Source organism: Klebsiella sp. RIT-PI-d, assembly GCF_001187865.1.
Lineage (GTDB): Bacteria > Pseudomonadota > Gammaproteobacteria > Enterobacterales > Enterobacteriaceae > Superficieibacter.
The window spans coordinates 1-19,876 of the sequence record NZ_LGIT01000019.1 but is presented as its reverse complement, the minus strand read 5'-3'; the positions used below and the strand labels follow the sequence as shown (position 1 = coordinate 19,876).

The following is a 19,876-nucleotide window of genomic DNA, read 5'->3' as shown; positions in this document are numbered from 1 at the left end:
ATCCTGGATTAACTGACCAGCGGCAATCGACGATATATTTCTATCATATCGCCAGCGAGATCCTGAATCACCATGGCATTCATAAGATGATCCTGCGAATGAACCGTGATCAGATTAACCGGTAATTTACCCACGCCTTCATCAAGTCCAATGAGCTGGGTCTGGATTTTATGCGCATGTTTAACATATTCGCGGGATTCATCCATTGCCTGTTCAGCAGCGGTGAAATCGCCTTTTCGGGCCAGTTGCAGCGCCATCAGCGCCTGGCTACGTGCTGCGCCAGCGTTGACCAACAGCTCCATAATGATGGTTTCTAAATCTTCCACAGCATTACTCCATTAGCTTGAGGGCTTTCTCAAGTACGACATCACCTTTCATCATGCCGTAATCCATCATATCAATCACTGCGACCTTTTTGCCCAGCGGATCGGCTTGTGCCTGCAGTTTTGCCTGCTCGTATTTGACCTGCGGCCCGAGCAAAACAATATCAGCATCAGCAATGTTGTCATTGAATTCAGCGACTGGCACAGCTTTGATCGACACTTCGACCCCTTTCTTCTGAGCTGCATCCTTCATACGTTGAACTAACATGCTGGTGGACATACCTGCTGCGCAGCATAAAACGATGTTCTTCATAACTAGCCCTCAATGTTCCTTGGTACGTAATCATTATCCTTTGCAGACGACGCAGACAACGTTTTTGCATTGAATGTGTGTAAGGCATCACAAAGAAAGCATGAAAATGCTGAAACCGGTTACATTTAGCCATCGTGATGATGACCGGCCTTTCCCCAGTGATTCACCAGGTATTAAAAGTCAGATTGCACTTAAATGTGCCTTCTATCACAAAACACGTTTAATTCTGTCTGTTCGAATTTCCAGTCATTGACACCAAAAGCGGGCATAAATACTATTGGACTCTAGTGGTATATACCACTTAACGAATGGCTGCACAGTGAGAACCATATGAATAAATTCACTGAAGTAATGGAAAGGAAGTTATTGCCGTTGGCAATGAAAATAGAAAGTAACGATTATCTTTCTGCCATCAAAGATGGTTTTATCAGGATTATGCCGTTCCTGATCATCGGATCTTTTTTTCTGCTGATCGCCAATCTGCCGTTTCCAGGTTATGCGGAATTTATCGTCTCTATTTTTGGTGATAAATTTATAGGTCAGCTCAATTATATTCTTGATGCTACTTATTCCATTATGGCGTTGTTAGTGGTTGTCAGTATCAGTATTAGTATGGCGAAGCGCTGGCAGTTGAATGAGGTATCCTGCGCGTTAATTTCATTAGTTAGCTTTATGATTATTACGCCCTACAAACTTCCGCAAACTGACGGCGCGATAATCACTGATGTCATCCCGGTTTTTGCTCTCGGCGCTCAGGGATTATTTCTGTCGATTATCGTTACGCTGATGGCGGTCAGGCTTTACCGCCTGTTCAGCCATCGCCGATTAATGATTTCGATGCCTGACAGTGTGCCTCCGGCGGTGGCGAATAGCTTTAGCTCTCTTATTCCCTCTTTGCTCATCGTGCTGGTGTTCTGGCTCATACGGCTGTTTTTCGAATCTACCGCATACGGTACCGTTCAGGAGATGATTTTCTTGGTCCTGCAGGCACCAATGATGAAGCTGGGTAACACGCTGCCTTCACAGATGATCGCCGAGTTTTTCATCAGTTTCTTTTGGTTTTTCGGTTTACACGGCGACTCTATTGTGACGGCGATCATGGGGCCAATCTGGCGATCGCTGACACTGGAAAATTTGCAGGCCATGAAAGCAGGGTTGCCGCCAGGCAATATTATTACGCAGCAGTTCCGCGATGTATTCCTGATTTGCGGTGGTACCGGTTTTACGCTGGCAATGCTTCTGGTTATGTTATTACGGGCTAAAAGTAAGCGAATGCGTGAAATCGCTAAATTAGCCACCCCGGCAGCGATATTTAATATTAACGAGCCTATTATTTTTGGCGTGCCCATTGCCTTAAATCCGGTGCTGCTCATACCGTTTATTATCGTACCGGTAGTACTGTGTGTCATTACTTACAGTGCCATGGCCAGCGGATTTCTGCCGCTAACATCCGGAATTGAAATTCCATGGACGACACCAATTTTTATTAGCGGATTTTTAATCTGCGGATGGAAAGGCATTTTATTCCAGGCAATTAATCTTATTGTGGCGATGACAATTTATTATCCCTTTGTGATGACTCTCGACCGACAATACCTGCGCGATGAATCTGACTACGCCGCAAAAAGCGCTGATGAATCATTGGTAACAGAAAAGTAAAAGGATCGCATGATGAATAAGAAACTCAAGATCGTGACCATCGGCGGCGGTAGTTCCTATACGCCAGAAATTATTGAAGGTTTTATTCAGCGCCATCATGAATTACCGATCGGTGAGATTTGGCTGGTCGATGTAGAGGCCGGGCGCGAAAAACTTGAAATCGTGGGTAATCTGGCAAAAAGGATGGTGGAGGCGGCAGGAATCGACTGTCAGATCCACCTGACGCTCGACCGGCGGGAGGCGCTAAAAGATGCGGATTTCGTCACTACTCAGCTACGTGTCGGGCAGCTGGATGCCCGAATTAAAGACGAACGTATTCCGCTTTCTCATGGACTGATTGGTCAGGAAACGAATGGTGCAGGTGGGTTGGCTAAAGCGCTGCGTACTATTCCGGTGATCCTGGATATCTGTCGGGATATGGAAGCATTATGCCCTGATGCATGGCTTATCAACTTTACTAATCCAAGCGGTATTGTTACGGAAGCTGTTATTAAACATAGCCGGATTAAATGCGTCGGCCTGTGCAATCTCTCCCAGTCGATGCAGCGCATGGTGGCGGAAATTCTGGGCGTAGATAAATCCCGCTTTTTGCTACAACTGGTGGGCCTGAATCACTTCCTGTACGGCACGCATGTCTATATGGACGGAAAAGATGTCATGCCTGAGGTGCTGAAGAACCTGCGTTATGACAGCGCGCATAAGCCAAAAAATATCCCGGATATTCCGTGGCTCCAGGCGCAAATCCAGCATCTGGGAGTCATTCCCTGCCCGTATCACCAGTATTACTACACCACCAGCGACGTGCTGGATAAGCAACTGCAGGAATATAAAGAGCACGGTACGCGCGGGGAAGTGGTCAAAGCCGTCGAGCATGAACTGTTCGAGCTGTATAAAAATCCCGATCTGCATGAAAAACCGAAGCAGCTTGAGCAACGCGGAGGGGCGTACTACTCCGAAGCCGCCTGCGAACTGATCAGCGCCATCTATAACGATAAAAATTTGTTGATGACGGTAAACGTGCGTAATAACGGCGCGATCCGCTCCTTACCTGATAACGTCGCGATTGAAACCACCTGTGTTATTGGCCGCTACGGAGCCATCCCGTTAAATAACGATCCGCTGCCTTCTACGGTTTCCGGCCTGGTGTCAGTCATGAAATCCTGGGAGGAGATGGCGGTTGAGGCAGCGGTAACCGGAAGTTATGGCGCAGCATTACAGGCGCTGACCCTGAATCCGCTGGTGCCGTCGGGTAAAGTTGCAAAGCAGGTGCTGGATGAATTGCTCGATGCGCATCGCGACTATCTACCGCAGTTTTTCAGGACGTAAGCACTTTACGGCTGCGCATACGGAACAGATCGCCACGGTTATAGCTCCATGAATAGTTAAATACCGTGCCATCAGCCAGCCACGTGCGCTCCTTAATGTGCAACATTGCGGAGTTGACCGGGATACTCAGAAGTTTGGCCATTTCAGCATTAAACAGGCTGGCGGCGACTTCTGTATCCGTCCCGCCGATTTTTTGCCGGCAGCTTTTTTCAATGAACGAATACAGCGAGTGATGCTGGAGGGTGTCATCGTCAATGTTGGCAACGATTGCCAGCGGGATATAACTGTCTTCAATCAGCGCGGGAACATCGTCAAAAAGTCGTACGCGGCGGATCGCATGCACCGGTTCGTCAGCCGATAGCCCGAACTGGCTGGCGAGATAGTCTCCGGCGGGTTGCTGCACATGGTAGATCAGCTGGCTGGTGATGGTGGTTTTTTCACTAAGCTCCTGCGTTACGCCCAGGGCGCCGTTTTTCCCTTCGGGATTAAGCAGATAAACCGGCGGCGCAAATGTGCGGCAAACAAACGTGCCTTTGCCAACGATTTTTTTGACCAGCCCCTCCTGTTCCATATGGGCAATGGCTTTTTGCACCGTTGCACGCGTGACCTGGTACGTCTCTGCCAGTTCACGCTCAGAGGGGATCAGAGAGCCAACAGGATACTTCTGGTTTTGAATATCACGCCTTAGCGTGTCGCGGATCAGAACATAGACTGGCTTCATGGCGGTCCCGGAAAAGAGGCAATAAAAGGGCTGGCACTGGGATGCTAATGCACAACTTCTGCCAGACGCAAGAACAACACATTTTGGGAAATTATTATGCTGAATCATAACGAAAGCTGGTGGCAGGAGAAAGGTGCGGCGTTAACGGCCGCCGTAATAGTGGATCAGCCTCGCCTGTGGCAGGAGGGCTTTGCGAAGGTCAGCGCCAGCCGCCCGGCTGTTGATACCTTCTGGCAGCAGTGCGATGCAAACAGCCGTATTGTTATCACCGGCGCGGGGTCGTCTTTACTGGCAGCACAGGCCAGTATCAACTGGTTGCGCAGCGTGTTATCCCGCCCGGTCGAGGTGATCCCGGCGACGGATCTGGTCCTGGCTCCCGAGCTGGCCGGGCAGAAAATGATTCTGGTATCGGTGAGCAGTTCCGGTAATACCCCGGAAACCGTCAGGGCAGTGGAACAACAGCTCGCTGCTCATCCGGGGACGCCTCATCTCGCCATTACGAATAATGCACAAAGTCGTCTGGCGCAGCTCGCCAGCCAGCAGCCGGGCGGTTTGTTTATTCCCGTACCGGAAGGCACCTCCAACGGGAGCTTTGCCGCGACGGCCGAATTTACCGTGCCCATGTGGTATATCATGCTGTTACTGGCACCGGCCCAATGGCCGGAGCTGGAGCGCGTGTTACCGGTGCTTCAGCGGGGCATAAGCGGGTTTCTGAATAATTATGCCGGGGACATCGAACAATGGGCTGCCCAGCCGCGAGATAATATCATTGCGCTGGGTGCGTTATCCCTGAAGGCCATCGCCTGTGAAACCAGTCTTAAACTGCTGGAGATGGGCAACGGCAGCATTATGACGGCCTGGCACGCAATGCTGGAGTTTCGCCACGGTCCAAAACTGGCGGTGAACCGCGATGCGACCGTGGTGGGCTATATTGCCGCACGTCCTGAAATTCGCCGTTACGATCTGGATATGATGGCGGAACTGACCAGTGAATGCAGCCCGGCGGCGCAAATTATCGGTATTGGTCACGATGCGCTTCCTGCCGACCACCAGGTGTGCGATCGCTATTATCATTTTGCGTGCCCGGAGCTGGCGCATTATCACGAGTCATTTTGCGCCATCTTATATGTTGTTTTTGCCCAAGTTGCGGGGCTGTACCGTGCGATTGCACTTGGCGTTACGCCGGATAATCCTTCCTCTGACGGTAAAGTGGCAAAAGTAGCGAAAGTCACCGTGTATTAAGAAAGGGGCAGGGCGGTGAGAGGAACGTGTGCCGCCCTGGTCAGCGTCCTTTGCTGACGAAATAAGCGTATCGCGTCGGGAAAAAAGAGTCGACTTCCCGACGCAAGCTTTGCGAGACGCTACGGATGCTTTTTTACTTGCCGACATCGCGTTGCGTTACTCTTGCGAGGCGCGTCCCAGATAATGCTCCCAGTCTTTCCATACCGGCTGCAAACCGCGCGCGGCAAGCGCATCGGCAACCTCCTGCGGACGACGCCCGTCGTGAGGCGCAAATTGTTCCAGCTCGGGATGATGATCGGCATAGCCACCGGGCTGGGTGCTGGAAAACGCGCTGACGTTATTAATCGCCAGCGGGATCACCCGGTCGCGGAACCAGGGGGATTCACGGGTCGATAGCGACAGTTCACTTTCCGGGGCCAGCAGCCGAAATGCGCAGATAGTTTGTACCAGTTGACGTTCATCCATAATTGATGCCGGTTCAATACCGCCCGCACAGGGCCGCAGGCGCGGAAACGAGATGGAGTAGCGACTCTGCCAGTAGTGCTGCTGTAGCCACAATAAATGCTCCGCGACCATGTAGCAGTCCACGCGCCAGCTGTCGGACAGTCCAATGAGCGCACCGAGGCCGATCTTGTCGATCCCGGCGCGGCCGAGACGATCTGCCGTTTCCAGCCGCCAGAAGAAATCCTGTTTTTTGCCTTTCAGATGGTGCCGGGCATATTCTCCTTCGTGGTACGTTTCCTGGTAAACCATTACCCCATCCAGACCGAGCGTTTTCAGTTCCGCATATTCAGCCTGCGCCAGAGGCTGCACTTCCATCTGTAATGAGGCGAAACGGCGACGAATAGCGGGCAAATGGCGACGAAAATAGTCCATGCCGACGCTACCCTGATGTTCACCCGTCACCAGCAGTACATGCTCAAACCCCAGTGACTGGATCGCCTCGCACTCGCGAGCGATTTCCGTTTCATCCAGCGTTTTACGTTTGATCCGGTTGCTCATGGAGAAACCGCAGTAAGTGCAGTCATTGGCACACAGATTGGAGAGATACAGCGGAACGTAAAAGCTTACCGTATTGCCAAACCGTTGGCGCGTCAGGCGCTGCGCTCGTTGGGCCAGCGGTTCGAGAAAGTGGCTGGCAGCCGGGGAGAGCAGCGCCATCATATCGTCCCGCGTGAGGCGCGTGGCGTTGAGTGCCTTTGCCACGTCAGCCGACGTTTTAGCGTTGATACGCAAACGTATGTCGTCCCAGTCCAGCGTGTGCCAGTGGTCGCTGAATGTCTTCATATACCGCTCTCCAGAAAGCCGGTCAGTGGGCTGGTGGCGACCGCATGACGGTTGCGCGCGCCGGGTATGGCCTGGCGTGCCAGTAAGCCTGCCTCGACGGCCAGACGAAACGCATTCGCCATCATCACCGGATCGTCCGCGACCGCAATGGCGGTATTAACCAGTACCGCATCGGCTCCCATTTCCAGCGCCTGCGCGGCATGACTTGGCGCACCAATGCCGGCATCAACCACCACCGGCACGGTCGCCTGTTCAATGATAATCTCCAGCATGGCGCGGGTTTCCAGCCCCTGATTAGAGCCAATCGGCGCGCCAAGCGGCATGACCGCCGCACAGCCAACCTCTTCCAGCCGTTTACACAGGACCGGATCGGCTCCGCAGTAGGGCAAAACAATAAACCCCTCCCGGACCAGCGCCCTGGCTGCGTTAAGTGTTTCAATTGGGTCCGGCAGGAGCCAGCGTACATCGGGATGGATCTCCAGTTTCAGCCAGCGGGTACCCAGCGCCTCGCGGGCCAGTCGGGCGGCAAATATCGCTTCTTCAGCGGTTTTAGCCCCGGAGGTATTAGGCAATAACGTCACGTCGGCCTCCCGTAACGGCGCGAGGATCGCATCATTATGCTGACGCAAATCGACACGTTTCATCGCCAGCGTCACCAGTTGACTGCCGGAGGCGCGGATCGCCTCTGCCATCAGGTGTGATGAAGCGAATTTTCCGGTACCGGTAAACAGGTGCGAATCAAATGTTTTATCTGCAATACGTAGCATCTCAGCCTCCGGCAATAACCTGAAAAAGCAGGACCCGATCGCCGTCCTGCACCCGGTGGTATTCCCAGCGCTCACGCGGCAGGATCTGTTGATTGAGCGCCAGCGCCACGCCCGGTTTGAGCTGTTCGAGCTGCGCGAGCAGGGCTGACACGGTGAGGTTATCGGCACAGTGCATCGGCTCATCGTTAAACAGGATTTGCATGATGTTCTCCACAGACCGGGCAATCGCTGGCGCGATGCAGGATCAGACTGCGCCAGCGATTGGCTTTGGCATCAAACAGCCGTAATTCACCGGGCTGGCTGTGAATGCCGCTCAATAACTTGATTGCCTCCAGCGCCTGTAGCGAACCCATTACGCCGACCACCGGACCCATTACGCCTGCGGTGCGGCAGTTGCGCTCTGGCTCCTGTTCGTCAGGCCACAGGCAGCGGTAGCAGCCGTGAGTCCACGGCGGCGTCAGGACCATAAGCTGACCGCCAAAGCCGACGGCGCTGGCGGTGATCAGCGGCGTACTGGTCTTCACACAGGCAGCGTTGATGGCCTGACGTGTCGCCATAGTATCGGTACAGTCAAGCACAACGTCGGCCCCGGCAACCGCACGGTTCAAATCCTCGCCGCTGAGCCGCTGTTCAAGCGTCACCAGCGCAATATCAGGATTAAGCTGCGACAAACGTTGCCGCGTTGCCTGCACTTTTGGGCGGGCGATATCGTCGGTCGTAAACGCAATTTGCCGCTGAAGATTACTGAGATGAACCTCATCGTCGTCGGCCAGTACCAGGGTGCCGACGCCCGCGCCTGCCAGGTAAAGCGCAGCAGGCGCACCTAAACCGCCCAGTCCGACAATGAGTACCCGACTGTTGAGTAATTTTTGCTGACCGTCGATGGCAATATCATCCAGCATGATTTGTCGGCTGTAGCGCATGAAATCACGATCGTTCATCGCCAGCCCCCGCAATATTAAGAAGTTGAACGGTCGCCGCCTGCCAGTCATCCGCCCGGGTAATGGCGCTGACAACGGCGATACTGCCCACGCCGGTTGCCAGCACATCAGGCGCGCGTGCAAGGCTGATGCCGCCAATGGCGACCGTTGGGTAATTACCCAGCCGTGCAACGTGGCGCGTCAGCTGCTCCAGCCCCTGGGGGGCAGAAGGCATCTGTTTGGTTTGCGTCGGGAAGACGTGACCGAGTGCGATATAAGAGGGCCGTGCCGCCAGTGCAATATCCATTTCCATATCATCATGCGTCGAGACGCCAAGGCGTAATCCGGCGTTCTGGATAGCTTTCAGATCGGTCGTTTCTAAATCTTCCTGCCCCAGATGCACACCGTAAGCATGATGTTTGATCGCCAGTTGCCAGTAATCATTAATAAATAGCCGGGCGTGATAGCGCTGGCCCAGTGCGATAGCTGCGACAACATCCGCTTCAACATCTTCATTTCGCTTATCTTTAATGCGCAGTTGTAGCGTGCGCACGCCCGTTTCCAGCAGGCGCGCGGTCCATTCCACGCTATCGACTACCGGATATAGCCCCAGGCGCAAAGGGACGGGAGGAAAATCAGGTTGATAACTCATAACTCCTCCTGGCGCAGATAGATTTCGCTGCCTCTGGCGCGAAAGCGATCGGACATCTGTGACATGCCGGATTCCCTGTCCTGCTTCGTGGCATAATCACGAACTTCCTGGCTGATTTTCATTGAGCAGAATTTAGGCCCGCACATTGAGCAGAAGTGGGCGACTTTGCCGGATTCCTGCGGCAGCGTTTCATCGTGATAGGCGCGGGCAGTAAACGGGTCAAGGGCCAGGTTAAACTGATCTTCCCAGCGAAATTCAAAGCGCGCTTTTGACATCGCGTTGTCGCGGATTTGCGCCCCGGGATGGCCTTTCGCCAGATCGGCAGCGTGGGCGGCGATTTTATAGGTTATCAGGCCCTGTTTAACGTCTTCTTTGTTTGGCAGGCCCAGATGTTCCTTTGGCGTTACGTAGCACAGCATTGCGCAGCCAAACCAGCCGATCATTGCCGCGCCGATACCTGAGGTGAAATGGTCGTAACCTGGTGCAATATCAGTGGTGAGCGGCCCCAGCGTATAGAAGGGCGCTTCGTGACAGTGCTCCAGCTCCTCGGTCATATTGCGGCGGATCATCTGCATTGGCACGTGGCCGGGACCTTCGATCATTACCTGAACGTCATATTCCCAGGCGATTTTAGTCAGCTCGCCCAGGGTATGAAGCTCCGCAAATTGCGCCTCGTCATTTGCATCCTGAATAGAGCCGGGGCGCAGGCCGTCGCCGAGCGAGAGCGATACGTCGTAGGCGGCGCAGATTTCGCAGATGTCACGAAAGCGTTCGTAGAGGAAGTTTTCCTGATGATGAGACAGGCACCATTTCGCCATGATGGAGCCGCCGCGCGAGACAATACCGGTCAGACGTTTGGCCGTCATCGGCACGTAGCGCAGCAGGACACCGGCGTGGATGGTGAAATAATCCACGCCCTGTTCGGCCTGCTCCAGCAGCGTATCGCGAAACGCATCCCAGGTCAGCGCTTCCGCGATACCATTGACCTTCTCCAGTGCCTGATAGATTGGCACCGTGCCGACAGGCACCGGGCTATTACGCAGGATCCATTCACGGGTCTCATGGATATAGCGTCCGGTAGAGAGATCCATGATCGTATCCGCCCCCCAGCGCGTTGACCACACCAGCTTTTCCACTTCTTCTTCAATTGACGACGTCACTGCCGAATTGCCGATATTGGCGTTCACTTTGACCAGGAAGTTACGCCCGATAATCATGGGTTCGGATTCTGGATGATTAATGTTGGCAGGAATAATGGCGCGTCCGGCGGCCACTTCATCACGCACAAATTCTGGCGTAATATTTTCTGGCAGAGAGGCGCCAAAACCGTAGCCTGGATGCTGCTGGCGCAGTACTTCACTGCGAATACGCTCCCGGCCCATATTTTCACGAATGGCGATAAACTCCATTTCCGGCGTGACAATGCCCTGGCGCGCATAATGCAGCTGGGTGACACGTTTTCCAGGTTTAGCCCGTTTTGGGGTTAAAAGACCGGTAAAGCGCAGATGATCCAGGCCATCATCGGCCAGTCGTGCTTTGGTATACGTCGAGCTACGATCGGTTAAGTCTTCGCAGTTATGACGCTCATCAATCCAGGCCTGACGCAATTTTGCCAGCCCCTGCTGAACATCGATTTTTATCTGCGGATCGCCATACGGGCCAGACGTGTCATACACCGGTACGGCCTCATTTTGTTCAACTTGCGGCTGGTCTTTGCTGCCGCCGATAAGCGTCGGGCTAAGCTGGATTTCCCGCATCGGAACACGCAGGTCAGGTCGGGAGCCGGTGATATAAATACGCGTTGAATTAGGGAACGCCGTGCCTTCCAGCGTGTTGATAAAGTGTTGGGCGTGTTCGCGTTGTTCGCGACGGGTTAATGTAGATGCAGACATAGCTCATTCCAGAAAGTAAGGAGATGGCTTGTCAGACGACGGATGGAGTAATGGATAGACTTTGCCTGTAACGGCTGCGTCAACAGCAGAATTACTCTTGTTCCCTTCGCAGGTATTAGCCTGATCAGGTTCCGCGGATCCCGAATTAACGGTCTCAGCCAGTGCTTTCGCACAGGGCACTCCGACAAGATGTAACCCCTCGTAAGAGGGGCAATAGGGTTAACTTACGCGCTAAAAATTAATAACTCAAGCCGGGCGCGCAATATTCGTTTCGTCGTTGGCGCTTTCTTTGAGATTGTTATCGAAGGCCAGCTGGATCAACTTGTCTTCCAGGGTAAAGCGGGCAGCAAGCGATTCGCCGATCCCGGAAAGTGCCTGCTGAAATTCAAGATAGTTATCATGGTCGATGGCGTTTTCCAGGCTGGAATCATAGTAGCCCATGATGGTTTCTGTATTTTCTTCCAGCAATGGGTAAATTTTAGTGGCGGCGATAAGTGGGCTTACCCCTTCCATTCCGCTAATAATGCGTTCATAAATACTAAAATGACCGGCTGAAAGATACTCAACCAGGTTATGACAGAAGTTGTCGAGTGCTGTCTCATCAAGCTGGGTTACCGATTCTTTGCCAGGCTTAAGACCAACAAGATTGTAGTAAGTCACTAACAGCTGCTTGCGCACCTGTAGCCAGCGATCGACGAGTTCATTACTTCCTCCAACGCGCTCCGTCAGTCTTTCCAGGTGGTTTAGCATAAATGACCCCATAAAATTAAGATTAGAAAAATTGTTCACTAAAAATGTAAAAATATTGTTATCAACATGCCAGTGAAGCTAAGGTTGTGCAAGTGATTATGGTCCATATTATAGATAAGTCAGATCGCGGCTGGTGGATAGTCAGCCATGAACAAAAATTATGGCTGCCCGCCGGAGAATTACCACATGGTGAGGCAGGAAATTTTGATCTTGTGGGCCAGAGCGCAATGCATATTGGCGAATGGCAGGGCGAGCCGGTCTGGCTGGTCCGGCAGCCTCGTCATCGGGAGATGGGATCGGTGCGCCAGCTTCTCACCCAGGAGGCCGGTTTATTTCAGCTTGCCGGCCGTGGCGTCCAGCTTGCCGAATTTTACCGCTCTCACCAATTCTGCGGCTATTGTGGCCATCCTATGCACCCCAGTAAGACCGAATGGGCGATGCTGTGTAGCCACTGCCGTGAACGTTATTACCCGCAGATAGCACCGTGCATTATTGTCGCTATTCGTCGTGGAGATTCCATCCTGCTGGCCCAGCATACGCGGCATCGTAACGGTGTTTACACCGTACTGGCCGGATTTACCGAAGTGGGCGAAACGCTCGAGCAAACCGTCGCCCGTGAAGTGATGGAAGAGAGCGGTATCACCGTGAAGAATGTGCGCTATGTAACCTCTCAGCCGTGGCCTTTTCCGCAGTCGCTGATGACCGCGTTTATGGCGGAGTACGACAGCGGCGACATTGTCATTGATACCAAAGAACTGCTGGATGCGGGCTGGTATCGCTACGATAACCTGCCTTTGTTACCGGAGCCAGGAACCGTTGCACGACGCCTGATTGAAGATACCGTGGCATTGTGTCGGGCAGATGACGCGTAATTTCTTATATACTGTCGGGCAAACGTAAAAGGAAATCATGATGACCGAATTGAAGAACGATCGTTACCTGCGCGCGCTACAGCGTCAGCCTGTAGATGTCACCCCTGTCTGGATGATGAGGCAGGCCGGGCGTTATTTGCCGGAATATAAAGCGACACGCGCTCAGGCGGGTGATTTCATGTCGCTGTGTAAAAATGCCGAGCTGGCGTGCGAAGTTACCTTACAACCGCTGCGCCGCTACGCGCTGGATGCGGCGATCCTCTTCTCGGACATCCTGACCATTCCGGATGCTATGGGACTGGGGCTTTACTTCGAAACGGGCGAAGGCCCGCGCTTTACCTCTCCCATTACCTGTAAAGCCGATGTCGATAAACTGCCCATCCCCGATCCTGAAATGGAACTGGGCTATGTAATGAACGCCGTGCGCACGATCCGTCGTGAACTAAAAGGCGAGGTGCCGCTGATTGGATTCTCCGGCAGCCCATGGACGCTGGCGACCTATATGGTCGAAGGCGGCAGTAGCAAAGCGTTTACCGTCATCAAAAAGATGATGTATGCCGAGCCACAAACCCTGCACACGCTGCTGGAGAAGCTGGCGAAAAGCGTCACGCTGTATCTGAACGCGCAAATCCGCGCAGGCGCACAATCAGTGATGATTTTTGACACCTGGGGCGGAGTGCTGACCGGGCGCGATTACCAGCAGTTCTCGCTTTACTACATGCATAAAATCGTCGATGGCCTGCTACGTGAAAACGAAGGTCGCCGTGTGCCGGTAACGCTGTTCACCAAGGGCGGCGGTCAGTGGCTGGAAGCGATTGCCGAAACCGGCTGTGATGCGCTGGGCCTTGACTGGACGACAGATATCGCCGACGCCCGTCGTCGTATCGGCCACAAAGTGGCTTTACAGGGCAATATGGACCCTTCCATGCTGTATGCCGCGCCTGAACGCATTGAAGAAGAAGTGGCGACTATACTTGCCGGTTTCGGCCACGGTGAAGGCCACGTCTTCAATCTTGGTCACGGCATTCATCAGGATGTCCCCCCGGAACATGCAGGCGTATTTGTTGAGGCGGTTCATCGTCTCTCTGCGCCTTACCATTCGTAAGGAGTTGTTATGGATCTGGCATCGCTACGTGCGCAACAATTAGAACTGGCCTCTTCCGTGATCCGCGAGGATCGTCTGGACTGCGATCCGCCACAGTTGATCGCCGGAGCAGATGTCGGATTTGAGCAGGGCGGCGAGGTGACGCGCGCGGCAATGGTTCTGCTGAAATACCCGTCGCTGGAGCTGGTTGAACACCGGATTGCCCGTATTCCAACCACCATGCCGTACATTCCCGGGTTTCTCTCATTTCGTGAGTATCCAGCATTGATGGCGGCGTGGGAGATGCTTTCGCAGAAGCCTGATTTGTTGTTCGTTGATGGCCACGGTATTTCTCATCCTCGCCGGCTGGGCGTTGCCAGCCATTTTGGCCTGCTGGTGGATGTGCCAACCATTGGCGTGGCGAAAAAACGGCTATGTGGCAAATTCGAACCGCTTTCTGACGAGCCGGGCGCGCTGGCTCCGCTGATGGATAAAGGTGAGCAGCTCGCCTGGGTCTGGCGCAGCAAAGCGCGCTGTAATCCGCTGTTTGTGGCAACCGGGCACCGGATCAGTACGGATACCGCGCTGGCGTGGGTGCAGCGCTGTATGAAGGGGTATCGCCTGCCTGAACCCACCCGCTGGGCCGATGCGGTCGCATCACGGCGCACGGCCTTTGTGCGATGGCAGGAAATTAACGGCTGATTCAGGTAAACTGCGGCTAATTATCGAACTTGAGATCTTATCATGCTACAAAACCCGATCCATCTACGGCTGGAGAAGCTGGAAAGCTGGCAGCACACGACCTTCATGGCCTGCCTGTGCGAGCGTATGTATCCAAACTACGCCATGTTCTGTCAGCAAACGGAGTTCGCCGACCCTCAGCTTTACCGCCGTATTGTTGACCTGATCTGGGAAACGCTGACGGTAAAAGATGCGAAAGTGAACTTTGATAGCCAGCTGGAAAAACTGGAAGCGGCAATTCCTTCTGCTGACGACTATGATTTTTACGGCGTCTATCCGGCAATCGATGCCTGTGTGGCGTTGAGTGAACTCGTTCATTCTCGTCTGAGCGGTGAAACGCTGGAACATGCTATTGAAGTCAGTAAAGCGTCTATTACCACTGTCGCCATGCTGGAAATGTCTCAGGCGGGTCGGGAAATGACCGATGAAGAGTTGAAGCTGAACCCCGCTGTTGAGCAAGAATGGGACATTCAGTGGGAGATTTTCCGCCTTCTGGCCGACTGCGAAGAACGCGACGTGGAACTGATAAAAGGGCTGCGTGCGGATCTGCGAGAGGCGGGTGAAAGCAATATCGGTATAAATTTGCAGCAATGAGAGCATAAAACGTGATTTAACGCCTGAATTGTCATGCCTGGAGGCTTCCCATTAGCCCCCCGTCTGGTCTACATTTGGAGGGCGAAAAAAAGTGGCTATCGGTGCGTGTATGCAGGAGAGTGCTTTTCAGGCATTTCCGTCGCACTCGGTGCTTAGCAAGCGATAAACACATTGTAAGGATAACTTATGAACAAGACTCAATTAATTGATGTAATTGCGGACAAAGCCGATCTGTCTAAAGCACAGGCAAAAGCTGCTCTGGAATCCACCCTGGCTGCAATTACTGAGTCTCTGAAAGAAGGTGATGCTGTACAACTGGTTGGTTTCGGTACCTTTAAGGTAAACCACCGCGCTGAGCGTACTGGCCGCAACCCGCAGACCGGTAATGAGATCAAAATTGCCGCGGCTAACGTACCGGCGTTTGTCTCTGGTAAAGCTCTGAAAGACGCAGTTAAGTAATATTGCGTGACAGCGAACAGTTTTAACGAAGGGGCGTTCTCGCCCCTTTTGTCTGTCCGGCGTCGATTATCGACGCTGGCAGGTGTGCTGTTACTGTCAGCCTGTAGTCATAACGCTTCCCCGCCTCCTTTTACCGCCAGCGGATACGCCGACGATCAAAATGCAGTGAGGATATGGCGCAAAGATGTTGACGGTGAGGTTCATCTTCTCTCCGTATTTAGTCCCTGGCACCAGGGGATCACCTCGACCAGCGAATACCGCTGGCAGGATGATAATCTGACCCTTATCGAACTTAACCTCTACAGTAAGCCGCCTGAACATATTCGGGTGCGTTTTGACGATCGCGGTGAGCTTAGTTTTATGCAGCATGAGGTGGACGGTGAGAAGCAGCAGCTTTCCAGCGATCGCATTGCGCTGTATCGCTACCGCGCTCAGCATATTCGACAGATCAGTGACGCGTTACGGCAGGGGCGTGTGGTGCTGCACCAGGGGCGCTGGCACCAGAATCACACTATTACCACCTGTGCCGGTGATACCGTCAAACCAGGCTTTGATTCCCGTGCGCTAAGCCGCATAGAACGCCGACAGAGCCATTCATCGGTTGAGGTGAGTGTCGCCTGGCTGGAGGCGCCTGAAGGCTCGCAGCTCCTGCTGGTGGCCAATGAAGATTTCTGCACCTGGCAGCCAAAAGAAGATGCGTTCTGAGTGAACGGGCAGGAGGGTTGTCCCCCCTCTATATAAAAGAGAGGGGAGAAGGGCAGGATTATTTTTGCTGCTCGCGTGCAATCGCACGATAACCAATATCCTGGCGACTGAAGCTACCGTCCCAGTGAATATCGGTCATAAGTTTGTAAGCATTCTTCTGCGCGTCGGCCACCGTATCACCCAGTGCCGTTACGCACAGTACGCGCCCACCGTTGGTCAGCACCTGATCGTTATCCGCAAGCTTTGTCCCCGCGTGGAAGACTTTACCCTCGGACACGGCTTCCAGCGGCAGGCCGTGGATCACATCTCCGGTACGGTAATCTCCGGGATAACCGCCTGCGGCGATCACCACGCCCAGCGATGCACGCTCATCCCACTCGGATGTTTTCTCATCAAGCTTACCTTCACAGGCCGCAAGGCAGAGTTCAACCAGATCGGACTTCATGCGCAGCATAATCGGCTGGGTTTCCGGATCGCCGAAGCGACAGTTGAATTCGATAACCTTCGGATTGCCCTGCGGGTCGATCATCAGACCGGCATAGAGGAAACCTGTATAAGTATTTCCCTCTGCCGCCATGCCTTTTACCGTGGGCCAGATGATCCGTTCCATGGTGCGCTGATAAACGTCATCAGTGACTACCGCAGCCGGAGAATATGCGCCCATGCCGCCGGTATTCGGACCGGTATCCTGGTCACCGACGCGCTTGTGATCCTGGCTGGTCGCCATCGGCAGCACGTGCTCACCGTCGACCATCACAATAAAGCTCGCCTCTTCGCCGTCGAGAAACTCTTCGATAACAATACGGTGGCCCGCATCGCCAAATGCGTTACCGGCCAGCATGTCATGAACGGCGGCTTCGGCTTCTTCTGGCGTCATCGCAACAATCACGCCCTTGCCCGCAGCCAGACCGTCGGCTTTGATGACAATAGGCGCACCTTTTTCGCGCAGGTAGGCCAGCGCAGGCTCGATGTCAGTAAAGTTCTGATATTCGGCAGTCGGGATCGCATGACGTGCCAGAAAGTCCTTAGTAAATGCTTTAGAACCTTCCAGCTGCGCGGCACCTTCGGTCGGACCAAAAATTTTCAGGCCCGCAGCGCGGAAAGCATCGACCACGCCGATCACCAGTGGGGCTTCCGGGCCGACAATGGTCAGGTCGATCTTTTCGTTTTGCGCGAAGTTCAGCAGTTCAGGAATATCTGTTGCGCTGACAGCAACATTTTGCAGTACCGGCTCAAGCGCAGTGCCTGCGTTACCCGGCGCAACAAACACAGTTTCAACCAGCGGTGACTGGGCTGCTTTCCACGCCAGCGCGTGCTCGCGCCCGCCGTTACCAATGACTAATACTTTCATTATCTACTCCGGAATTAATGGCGGAAATGGCGCATGTCGGTGAAGATCATTGCAATGCCGTGTTCATCAGCCGCGGCAATGACTTCCTCATCACGAATTGAACCGCCAGGCTGGATCACGCAGCTTACGCCGACAGCAGCCGCGGCATCAATGCCATCGCGGAACGGGAAGAAGGCATCGGAGGCCATGGCAGAGCCTTTAACTTCCAGGCCTTCATCAGCGGCTTTGATCCCGGCAATCTTTGCAGAATAGACGCGGCTCATCTGACCTGCACCTATTCCGATAGTCATATTCTCTTTGGCATAGACAATGGCATTCGATTTCACAAATTTGGCCACTTTCCAGCAGAACAGCGCATCACGCAGTTCCTGCTCCGTCGGCTGACGCTGGCTTACCACGCGCAGTTCGCCGTCAGTGACCATGCCCAGGTCACGATCCTGAACCAGCAGACCGCCATTAACGCGTTTGAAATCCTGCCCGGCGATGCGCCCGGCCCACTGCCCGCAGATCAGCACGCGTACGTTCTGTTTTGCGGCGGTGATCTTCAATGCGTCTTCAGTGGCTGAAGGTGCAATGATCACTTCTACAAACTGACGGGAGATAATGGCCTGCGCCGTTTCGGCATCCAGCTCGCGGTTAAACGCAATTATGCCGCCGAATGCGGAAGTTGGGTCGGTTTTGTAGGCGCGATCGTAGGCATCAAGAAGAGAATCACTTACCGCCACACCGCAGGGGTTAGCGTGCTTAACGATAACGCAGGCCGGTTCGCTGAACTCTTTTACGCATTCGAGTGCAGCATCGGTATCGGCGATATTGTTATAAGAGAGCGCTTTACCCTGCACCTGTTGAGCTGTCGCCACAGAGGCTTCTTTTACATTCTCTTCTATATAGAAGGCAGCATGCTGGTGGCTGTTCTCACCGTAACGCATATCCTGCTTCTTAATAAAGTTCAGGTTCAGCGTACGCGGGAAGCGACCCGAGGCTTCTTTATTATCGCCGTGATACGCCGGAACCATGCTGCCGAAGTAGTTGGCAATCATGCTGTCGTAGGCTGCGGTATGTTCGAAAGCTTTAATCGCGAGATCGAAACGGGTGTTTTGGGTCAGTGAACCCTCATTGCTATCCATCTCCTGGATAATAATGTCGTAGTCGCTGCTTTTTACCACGATAGCAACATCTCTGTGGTTCTTGGCGGCGGAGCGCACCATGGTCGGGCCGCCGATATCAATATTCTCTACGGCATCTTCCAGCGAGCAGCCTTCACGGGCAACGGTCTGGGCGAACGGGTAAAGGTTAACGACAACCATATCAATAGGGGCAATGTCATGCTGTTCCATGATCCCATCATCCTGACCACGACGGCCAAGGATGCCACCATGGACTTTCGGATGCAGAGTCTTGACGCGTCCATCCATCATTTCCGGGAAACCGGTGTAATCGGAGACTTCCGTTACCGACAGTCCCTTTTCAGCGAGCAAACGCGCAGTGCCGCCTGTAGAAAGTAGTTCCACACCGCGTGCAGAAAGTGCCTGGGCGAATTCGACGATACCGGCTTTATCAGAAACACTGAGCAGAGCGCGGCGAACTGGACGACGTTGTTGCATGGTAAATCCCCTGGATTTGCAAATTACAGAGAGCGTTAGATGAATTTTCCCATAAAAACTCAGCTAACGCCCCAGGTGGGATATCCTGGATTTTTCGCGAGCATTGTAACGAAAACGTTTGCGTATCGCTCGCGAATTTTCGCTCTTTTATCGTTCTGTGGATAATTCTGTGTGTAAGTGGGTATAACCAGGGGTTTTGCTGGGGAATGCAGCAGTCAGTCATTTTTCTGTTATTTAACTATTGCAGCGGCTCGAGAACTCCCTATAATGCGCCTCCATCGACACGGCGGATGTGAATCACTTCACACAAACAGCCGGTTCGGTTGAAGAGAAAAAATCCTGAAAATCGGGGTTGACTCTGAAAGAGGAAAGCGTAATATACGCCACCTCGCAACGGTGAGCTAAAGCCGCGTTGCACTGCTCTTTAACAATTTATCAGACAATCTGTGTGGGCACTCGAAGATACGGATTCTTAAATGTCGCAAGACAAAAAAGAAATACCAAGTCTCAGAGTGAACACGTAATTCATTACGAAGTTTAATTCTTTGAGCATCAAACTTAAATTGAAGAGTTTGATCATGGCTCAGATTGAACGCTGGCGGCAGGCCTAACAC

Annotated in this window: 21 protein-coding genes and 1 riboswitch; of the genes, 9 read left to right on the top strand and 12 right to left on the bottom strand. The window is 53.3% G+C overall.

All coding sequences use genetic code 11. The annotated features are described in order from the left end of the window. Positions 1-8 precede the first annotated feature (8 nt). On the bottom strand, positions 9-326 hold the full coding sequence (locus AC791_RS19370; RefSeq protein ID WP_049842129.1) for a PTS lactose/cellobiose transporter subunit IIA: 318 nt from the start codon (positions 324-326) through the stop codon (positions 9-11). A 4-nt stretch (positions 327-330) separates the two neighbouring features. Beyond that, positions 331-636, bottom strand: coding sequence for a PTS sugar transporter subunit IIB (locus AC791_RS19365; protein WP_049842128.1), 306 nt, complete (start codon positions 634-636; stop codon positions 331-333). 330 nt (positions 637-966) lie between these two features. On the opposite strand from AC791_RS19365, the gene celB reads away from it, so the two are divergent. Both celB and AC791_RS19355 read left to right on the top strand, forming a co-directional pair. Beyond that, positions 967-2,295 carry a PTS cellobiose transporter subunit IIC gene (gene celB / locus AC791_RS19360; RefSeq protein ID WP_049842127.1) on the top strand — a complete coding sequence of 443 codons (1,329 nt, stop codon included), beginning with the start codon at positions 967-969 and terminating at the stop codon, positions 2,293-2,295. Between the two features lie 12 nt (positions 2,296-2,307). Further along, a complete protein-coding gene (locus AC791_RS19355; protein ID WP_148677845.1) occupies positions 2,308-3,621 on the top strand; it encodes a 6-phospho-beta-glucosidase in 1,314 nt (437 codons plus the stop codon). Here the strand turns inward: AC791_RS19355 and AC791_RS19350 are convergent. Beyond that, positions 3,611-4,342, bottom strand: a complete 732-nt coding sequence (locus AC791_RS19350; RefSeq protein WP_049842125.1) for a GntR family transcriptional regulator — start codon at positions 4,340-4,342, stop codon at positions 3,611-3,613. The two genes, AC791_RS19355 and AC791_RS19350, sit on opposite strands and share 11 nt — an antisense overlap. A 96-nt stretch (positions 4,343-4,438) precedes the next feature. Between AC791_RS19350 and AC791_RS19345 the strand changes: the two genes are divergently transcribed. Beyond that, the gene (locus tag AC791_RS19345) at positions 4,439-5,584 is read left to right on the top strand and encodes an SIS domain-containing protein (protein ID WP_049842124.1); all 1,146 of its coding nucleotides are present in this window, start codon (positions 4,439-4,441) and stop codon (positions 5,582-5,584) included. A 156-nt stretch (positions 5,585-5,740) separates the two neighbouring features. Here AC791_RS19345 and thiH read toward each other — a convergent pair whose 3' ends face one another. From thiH to AC791_RS19310, 7 genes are all read right to left on the bottom strand, one after another. Then, positions 5,741-6,871 carry a 2-iminoacetate synthase ThiH gene (thiH, locus tag AC791_RS19340; protein ID WP_049842123.1) on the bottom strand — a complete coding sequence of 377 codons (1,131 nt, stop codon included), beginning with the start codon at positions 6,869-6,871 and terminating at the stop codon, positions 5,741-5,743. After that, entirely contained in the window at positions 6,868-7,638 is a 771-nt protein-coding gene (gene thiG / locus AC791_RS19335; protein WP_049842122.1) for a thiazole synthase, read from the bottom strand. The genes thiH and thiG overlap by 4 nt, the downstream gene beginning before the upstream one ends. A 1-nt stretch (position 7,639) precedes the next feature. Next, positions 7,640-7,840: a sulfur carrier protein ThiS gene (gene thiS / locus AC791_RS19330; protein ID WP_049842121.1), complete on the bottom strand. Its 201-nt coding sequence runs from the start codon at positions 7,838-7,840 to the stop codon at positions 7,640-7,642. Beyond that, the gene (locus AC791_RS19325; protein WP_049842120.1) at positions 7,824-8,579 is read right to left on the bottom strand and encodes a HesA/MoeB/ThiF family protein; all 756 of its coding nucleotides are present in this window, start codon (positions 8,577-8,579) and stop codon (positions 7,824-7,826) included. Before AC791_RS19325 ends, thiS begins: the two co-directional genes overlap by 17 nt. Further along, positions 8,566-9,210: a thiamine phosphate synthase gene (gene thiE / locus AC791_RS19320; protein WP_049842119.1), complete on the bottom strand. Its 645-nt coding sequence runs from the start codon at positions 9,208-9,210 to the stop codon at positions 8,566-8,568. Before thiE ends, AC791_RS19325 begins: the two co-directional genes overlap by 14 nt. Beyond that, positions 9,207-11,102 carry a phosphomethylpyrimidine synthase ThiC gene (gene thiC, locus AC791_RS19315; RefSeq protein ID WP_049842118.1) on the bottom strand — a complete coding sequence of 632 codons (1,896 nt, stop codon included), beginning with the start codon at positions 11,100-11,102 and terminating at the stop codon, positions 9,207-9,209. The genes thiE and thiC overlap by 4 nt, the downstream gene beginning before the upstream one ends. A gap of 84 nt (positions 11,103-11,186) precedes the next feature. Next, positions 11,187-11,296, bottom strand: a riboswitch (TPP riboswitch). A gap of 52 nt (positions 11,297-11,348) precedes the next feature. Further along, entirely contained in the window at positions 11,349-11,852 is a 504-nt protein-coding gene (locus AC791_RS19310) for an Rsd/AlgQ family anti-sigma factor (protein ID WP_049842117.1), read from the bottom strand. A gap of 98 nt (positions 11,853-11,950) precedes the next feature. On the opposite strand from AC791_RS19310, the gene nudC reads away from it, so the two are divergent. The 6 genes from nudC to AC791_RS19280 all read left to right on the top strand — a co-directional run bounded on the left by nudC (position 11,951) and on the right by AC791_RS19280 (position 16,307). Then, positions 11,951-12,724: an NAD(+) diphosphatase gene (gene nudC, locus AC791_RS19305; RefSeq protein ID WP_049842137.1), complete on the top strand. Its 774-nt coding sequence runs from the start codon at positions 11,951-11,953 to the stop codon at positions 12,722-12,724. A gap of 40 nt (positions 12,725-12,764) precedes the next feature. After that, positions 12,765-13,829: a uroporphyrinogen decarboxylase gene (gene hemE, locus AC791_RS19300; RefSeq protein WP_049842116.1), complete on the top strand. Its 1,065-nt coding sequence runs from the start codon at positions 12,765-12,767 to the stop codon at positions 13,827-13,829. Between the two features lie 9 nt (positions 13,830-13,838). Continuing rightward, a complete protein-coding gene (gene nfi / locus AC791_RS19295) occupies positions 13,839-14,510 on the top strand; it encodes a deoxyribonuclease V (RefSeq protein ID WP_049842115.1) in 672 nt (223 codons plus the stop codon). A gap of 42 nt (positions 14,511-14,552) precedes the next feature. After that, entirely contained in the window at positions 14,553-15,143 is a 591-nt protein-coding gene (locus AC791_RS19290; protein ID WP_049842114.1) for a YjaG family protein, read from the top strand. Positions 15,144-15,329: 186 nt separating this feature from the next. After that, the gene (gene hupA / locus AC791_RS19285; protein WP_004097675.1) at positions 15,330-15,602 is read left to right on the top strand and encodes a nucleoid-associated protein HU-alpha; all 273 of its coding nucleotides are present in this window, start codon (positions 15,330-15,332) and stop codon (positions 15,600-15,602) included. Positions 15,603-15,608: 6 nt separating this feature from the next. Next, positions 15,609-16,307 (top strand): DUF1481 domain-containing protein, encoded by a 699-nt coding sequence (locus tag AC791_RS19280; RefSeq protein ID WP_072094415.1) that lies wholly within the window; start codon positions 15,609-15,611, stop codon positions 16,305-16,307. 58 nt (positions 16,308-16,365) lie between these two features. Here AC791_RS19280 and purD read toward each other — a convergent pair whose 3' ends face one another. Together purD and purH are read right to left on the bottom strand one after the other, a co-directional pair. Then, on the bottom strand, positions 16,366-17,658 hold the full coding sequence (purD, locus tag AC791_RS19275) for a phosphoribosylamine--glycine ligase (protein WP_049842112.1): 1,293 nt from the start codon (positions 17,656-17,658) through the stop codon (positions 16,366-16,368). A 14-nt stretch (positions 17,659-17,672) separates the two neighbouring features. Further along, positions 17,673-19,262 carry a bifunctional phosphoribosylaminoimidazolecarboxamide formyltransferase/IMP cyclohydrolase gene (purH, locus tag AC791_RS19270; protein ID WP_049842111.1) on the bottom strand — a complete coding sequence of 530 codons (1,590 nt, stop codon included), beginning with the start codon at positions 19,260-19,262 and terminating at the stop codon, positions 17,673-17,675. Between the last annotated feature and the right edge of the window lie 614 nt (positions 19,263-19,876).

Excerpts from the sequence above, each read along its gene's own strand:
- AC791_RS19290 (WP_049842114.1), top strand. The coding sequence starts at position 14,553 with ATGCTACAAAACCCGATCCATCTACGGCTGGAGAAGCTGGAAAGCTGG.
- AC791_RS19365 (WP_049842128.1), bottom strand. The coding sequence starts at position 636 with ATGAAGAACATCGTTTTATGCTGCGCAGCAGGTATGTCCACCAGCATG.
- AC791_RS19310 (WP_049842117.1), bottom strand. The coding sequence starts at position 11,852 with ATGCTAAACCACCTGGAAAGACTGACGGAGCGCGTTGGAGGAAGTAAT.
- celB (WP_049842127.1), top strand. The coding sequence starts at position 967 with ATGAATAAATTCACTGAAGTAATGGAAAGGAAGTTATTGCCGTTGGCA.
- thiS (WP_049842121.1), bottom strand. The coding sequence starts at position 7,840 with ATGCAAATCCTGTTTAACGATGAGCCGATGCACTGTGCCGATAACCTC.
- nudC (WP_049842137.1), top strand. The coding sequence starts at position 11,951 with ATGGTCCATATTATAGATAAGTCAGATCGCGGCTGGTGGATAGTCAGC.
- hupA (WP_004097675.1), top strand. The coding sequence starts at position 15,330 with ATGAACAAGACTCAATTAATTGATGTAATTGCGGACAAAGCCGATCTG.
- nfi (WP_049842115.1), top strand. The coding sequence starts at position 13,839 with ATGGATCTGGCATCGCTACGTGCGCAACAATTAGAACTGGCCTCTTCC.
- AC791_RS19345 (WP_049842124.1), top strand. The coding sequence starts at position 4,439 with ATGCTGAATCATAACGAAAGCTGGTGGCAGGAGAAAGGTGCGGCGTTA.
- purD (WP_049842112.1), bottom strand. The coding sequence starts at position 17,658 with ATGAAAGTATTAGTCATTGGTAACGGCGGGCGCGAGCACGCGCTGGCG.
- thiH (WP_049842123.1), bottom strand. The coding sequence starts at position 6,871 with ATGAAGACATTCAGCGACCACTGGCACACGCTGGACTGGGACGACATA.
- purH (WP_049842111.1), bottom strand. The coding sequence starts at position 19,262 with ATGCAACAACGTCGTCCAGTTCGCCGCGCTCTGCTCAGTGTTTCTGAT.
- AC791_RS19325 (WP_049842120.1), bottom strand. The coding sequence starts at position 8,579 with ATGAACGATCGTGATTTCATGCGCTACAGCCGACAAATCATGCTGGAT.
- AC791_RS19355 (WP_148677845.1), top strand. The coding sequence starts at position 2,308 with ATGAATAAGAAACTCAAGATCGTGACCATCGGCGGCGGTAGTTCCTAT.
- thiE (WP_049842119.1), bottom strand. The coding sequence starts at position 9,210 with ATGAGTTATCAACCTGATTTTCCTCCCGTCCCTTTGCGCCTGGGGCTA.
- thiC (WP_049842118.1), bottom strand. The coding sequence starts at position 11,102 with ATGTCTGCATCTACATTAACCCGTCGCGAACAACGCGAACACGCCCAA.
- hemE (WP_049842116.1), top strand. The coding sequence starts at position 12,765 with ATGACCGAATTGAAGAACGATCGTTACCTGCGCGCGCTACAGCGTCAG.
- thiG (WP_049842122.1), bottom strand. The coding sequence starts at position 7,638 with ATGCTACGTATTGCAGATAAAACATTTGATTCGCACCTGTTTACCGGT.
- AC791_RS19350 (WP_049842125.1), bottom strand. The coding sequence starts at position 4,342 with ATGAAGCCAGTCTATGTTCTGATCCGCGACACGCTAAGGCGTGATATT.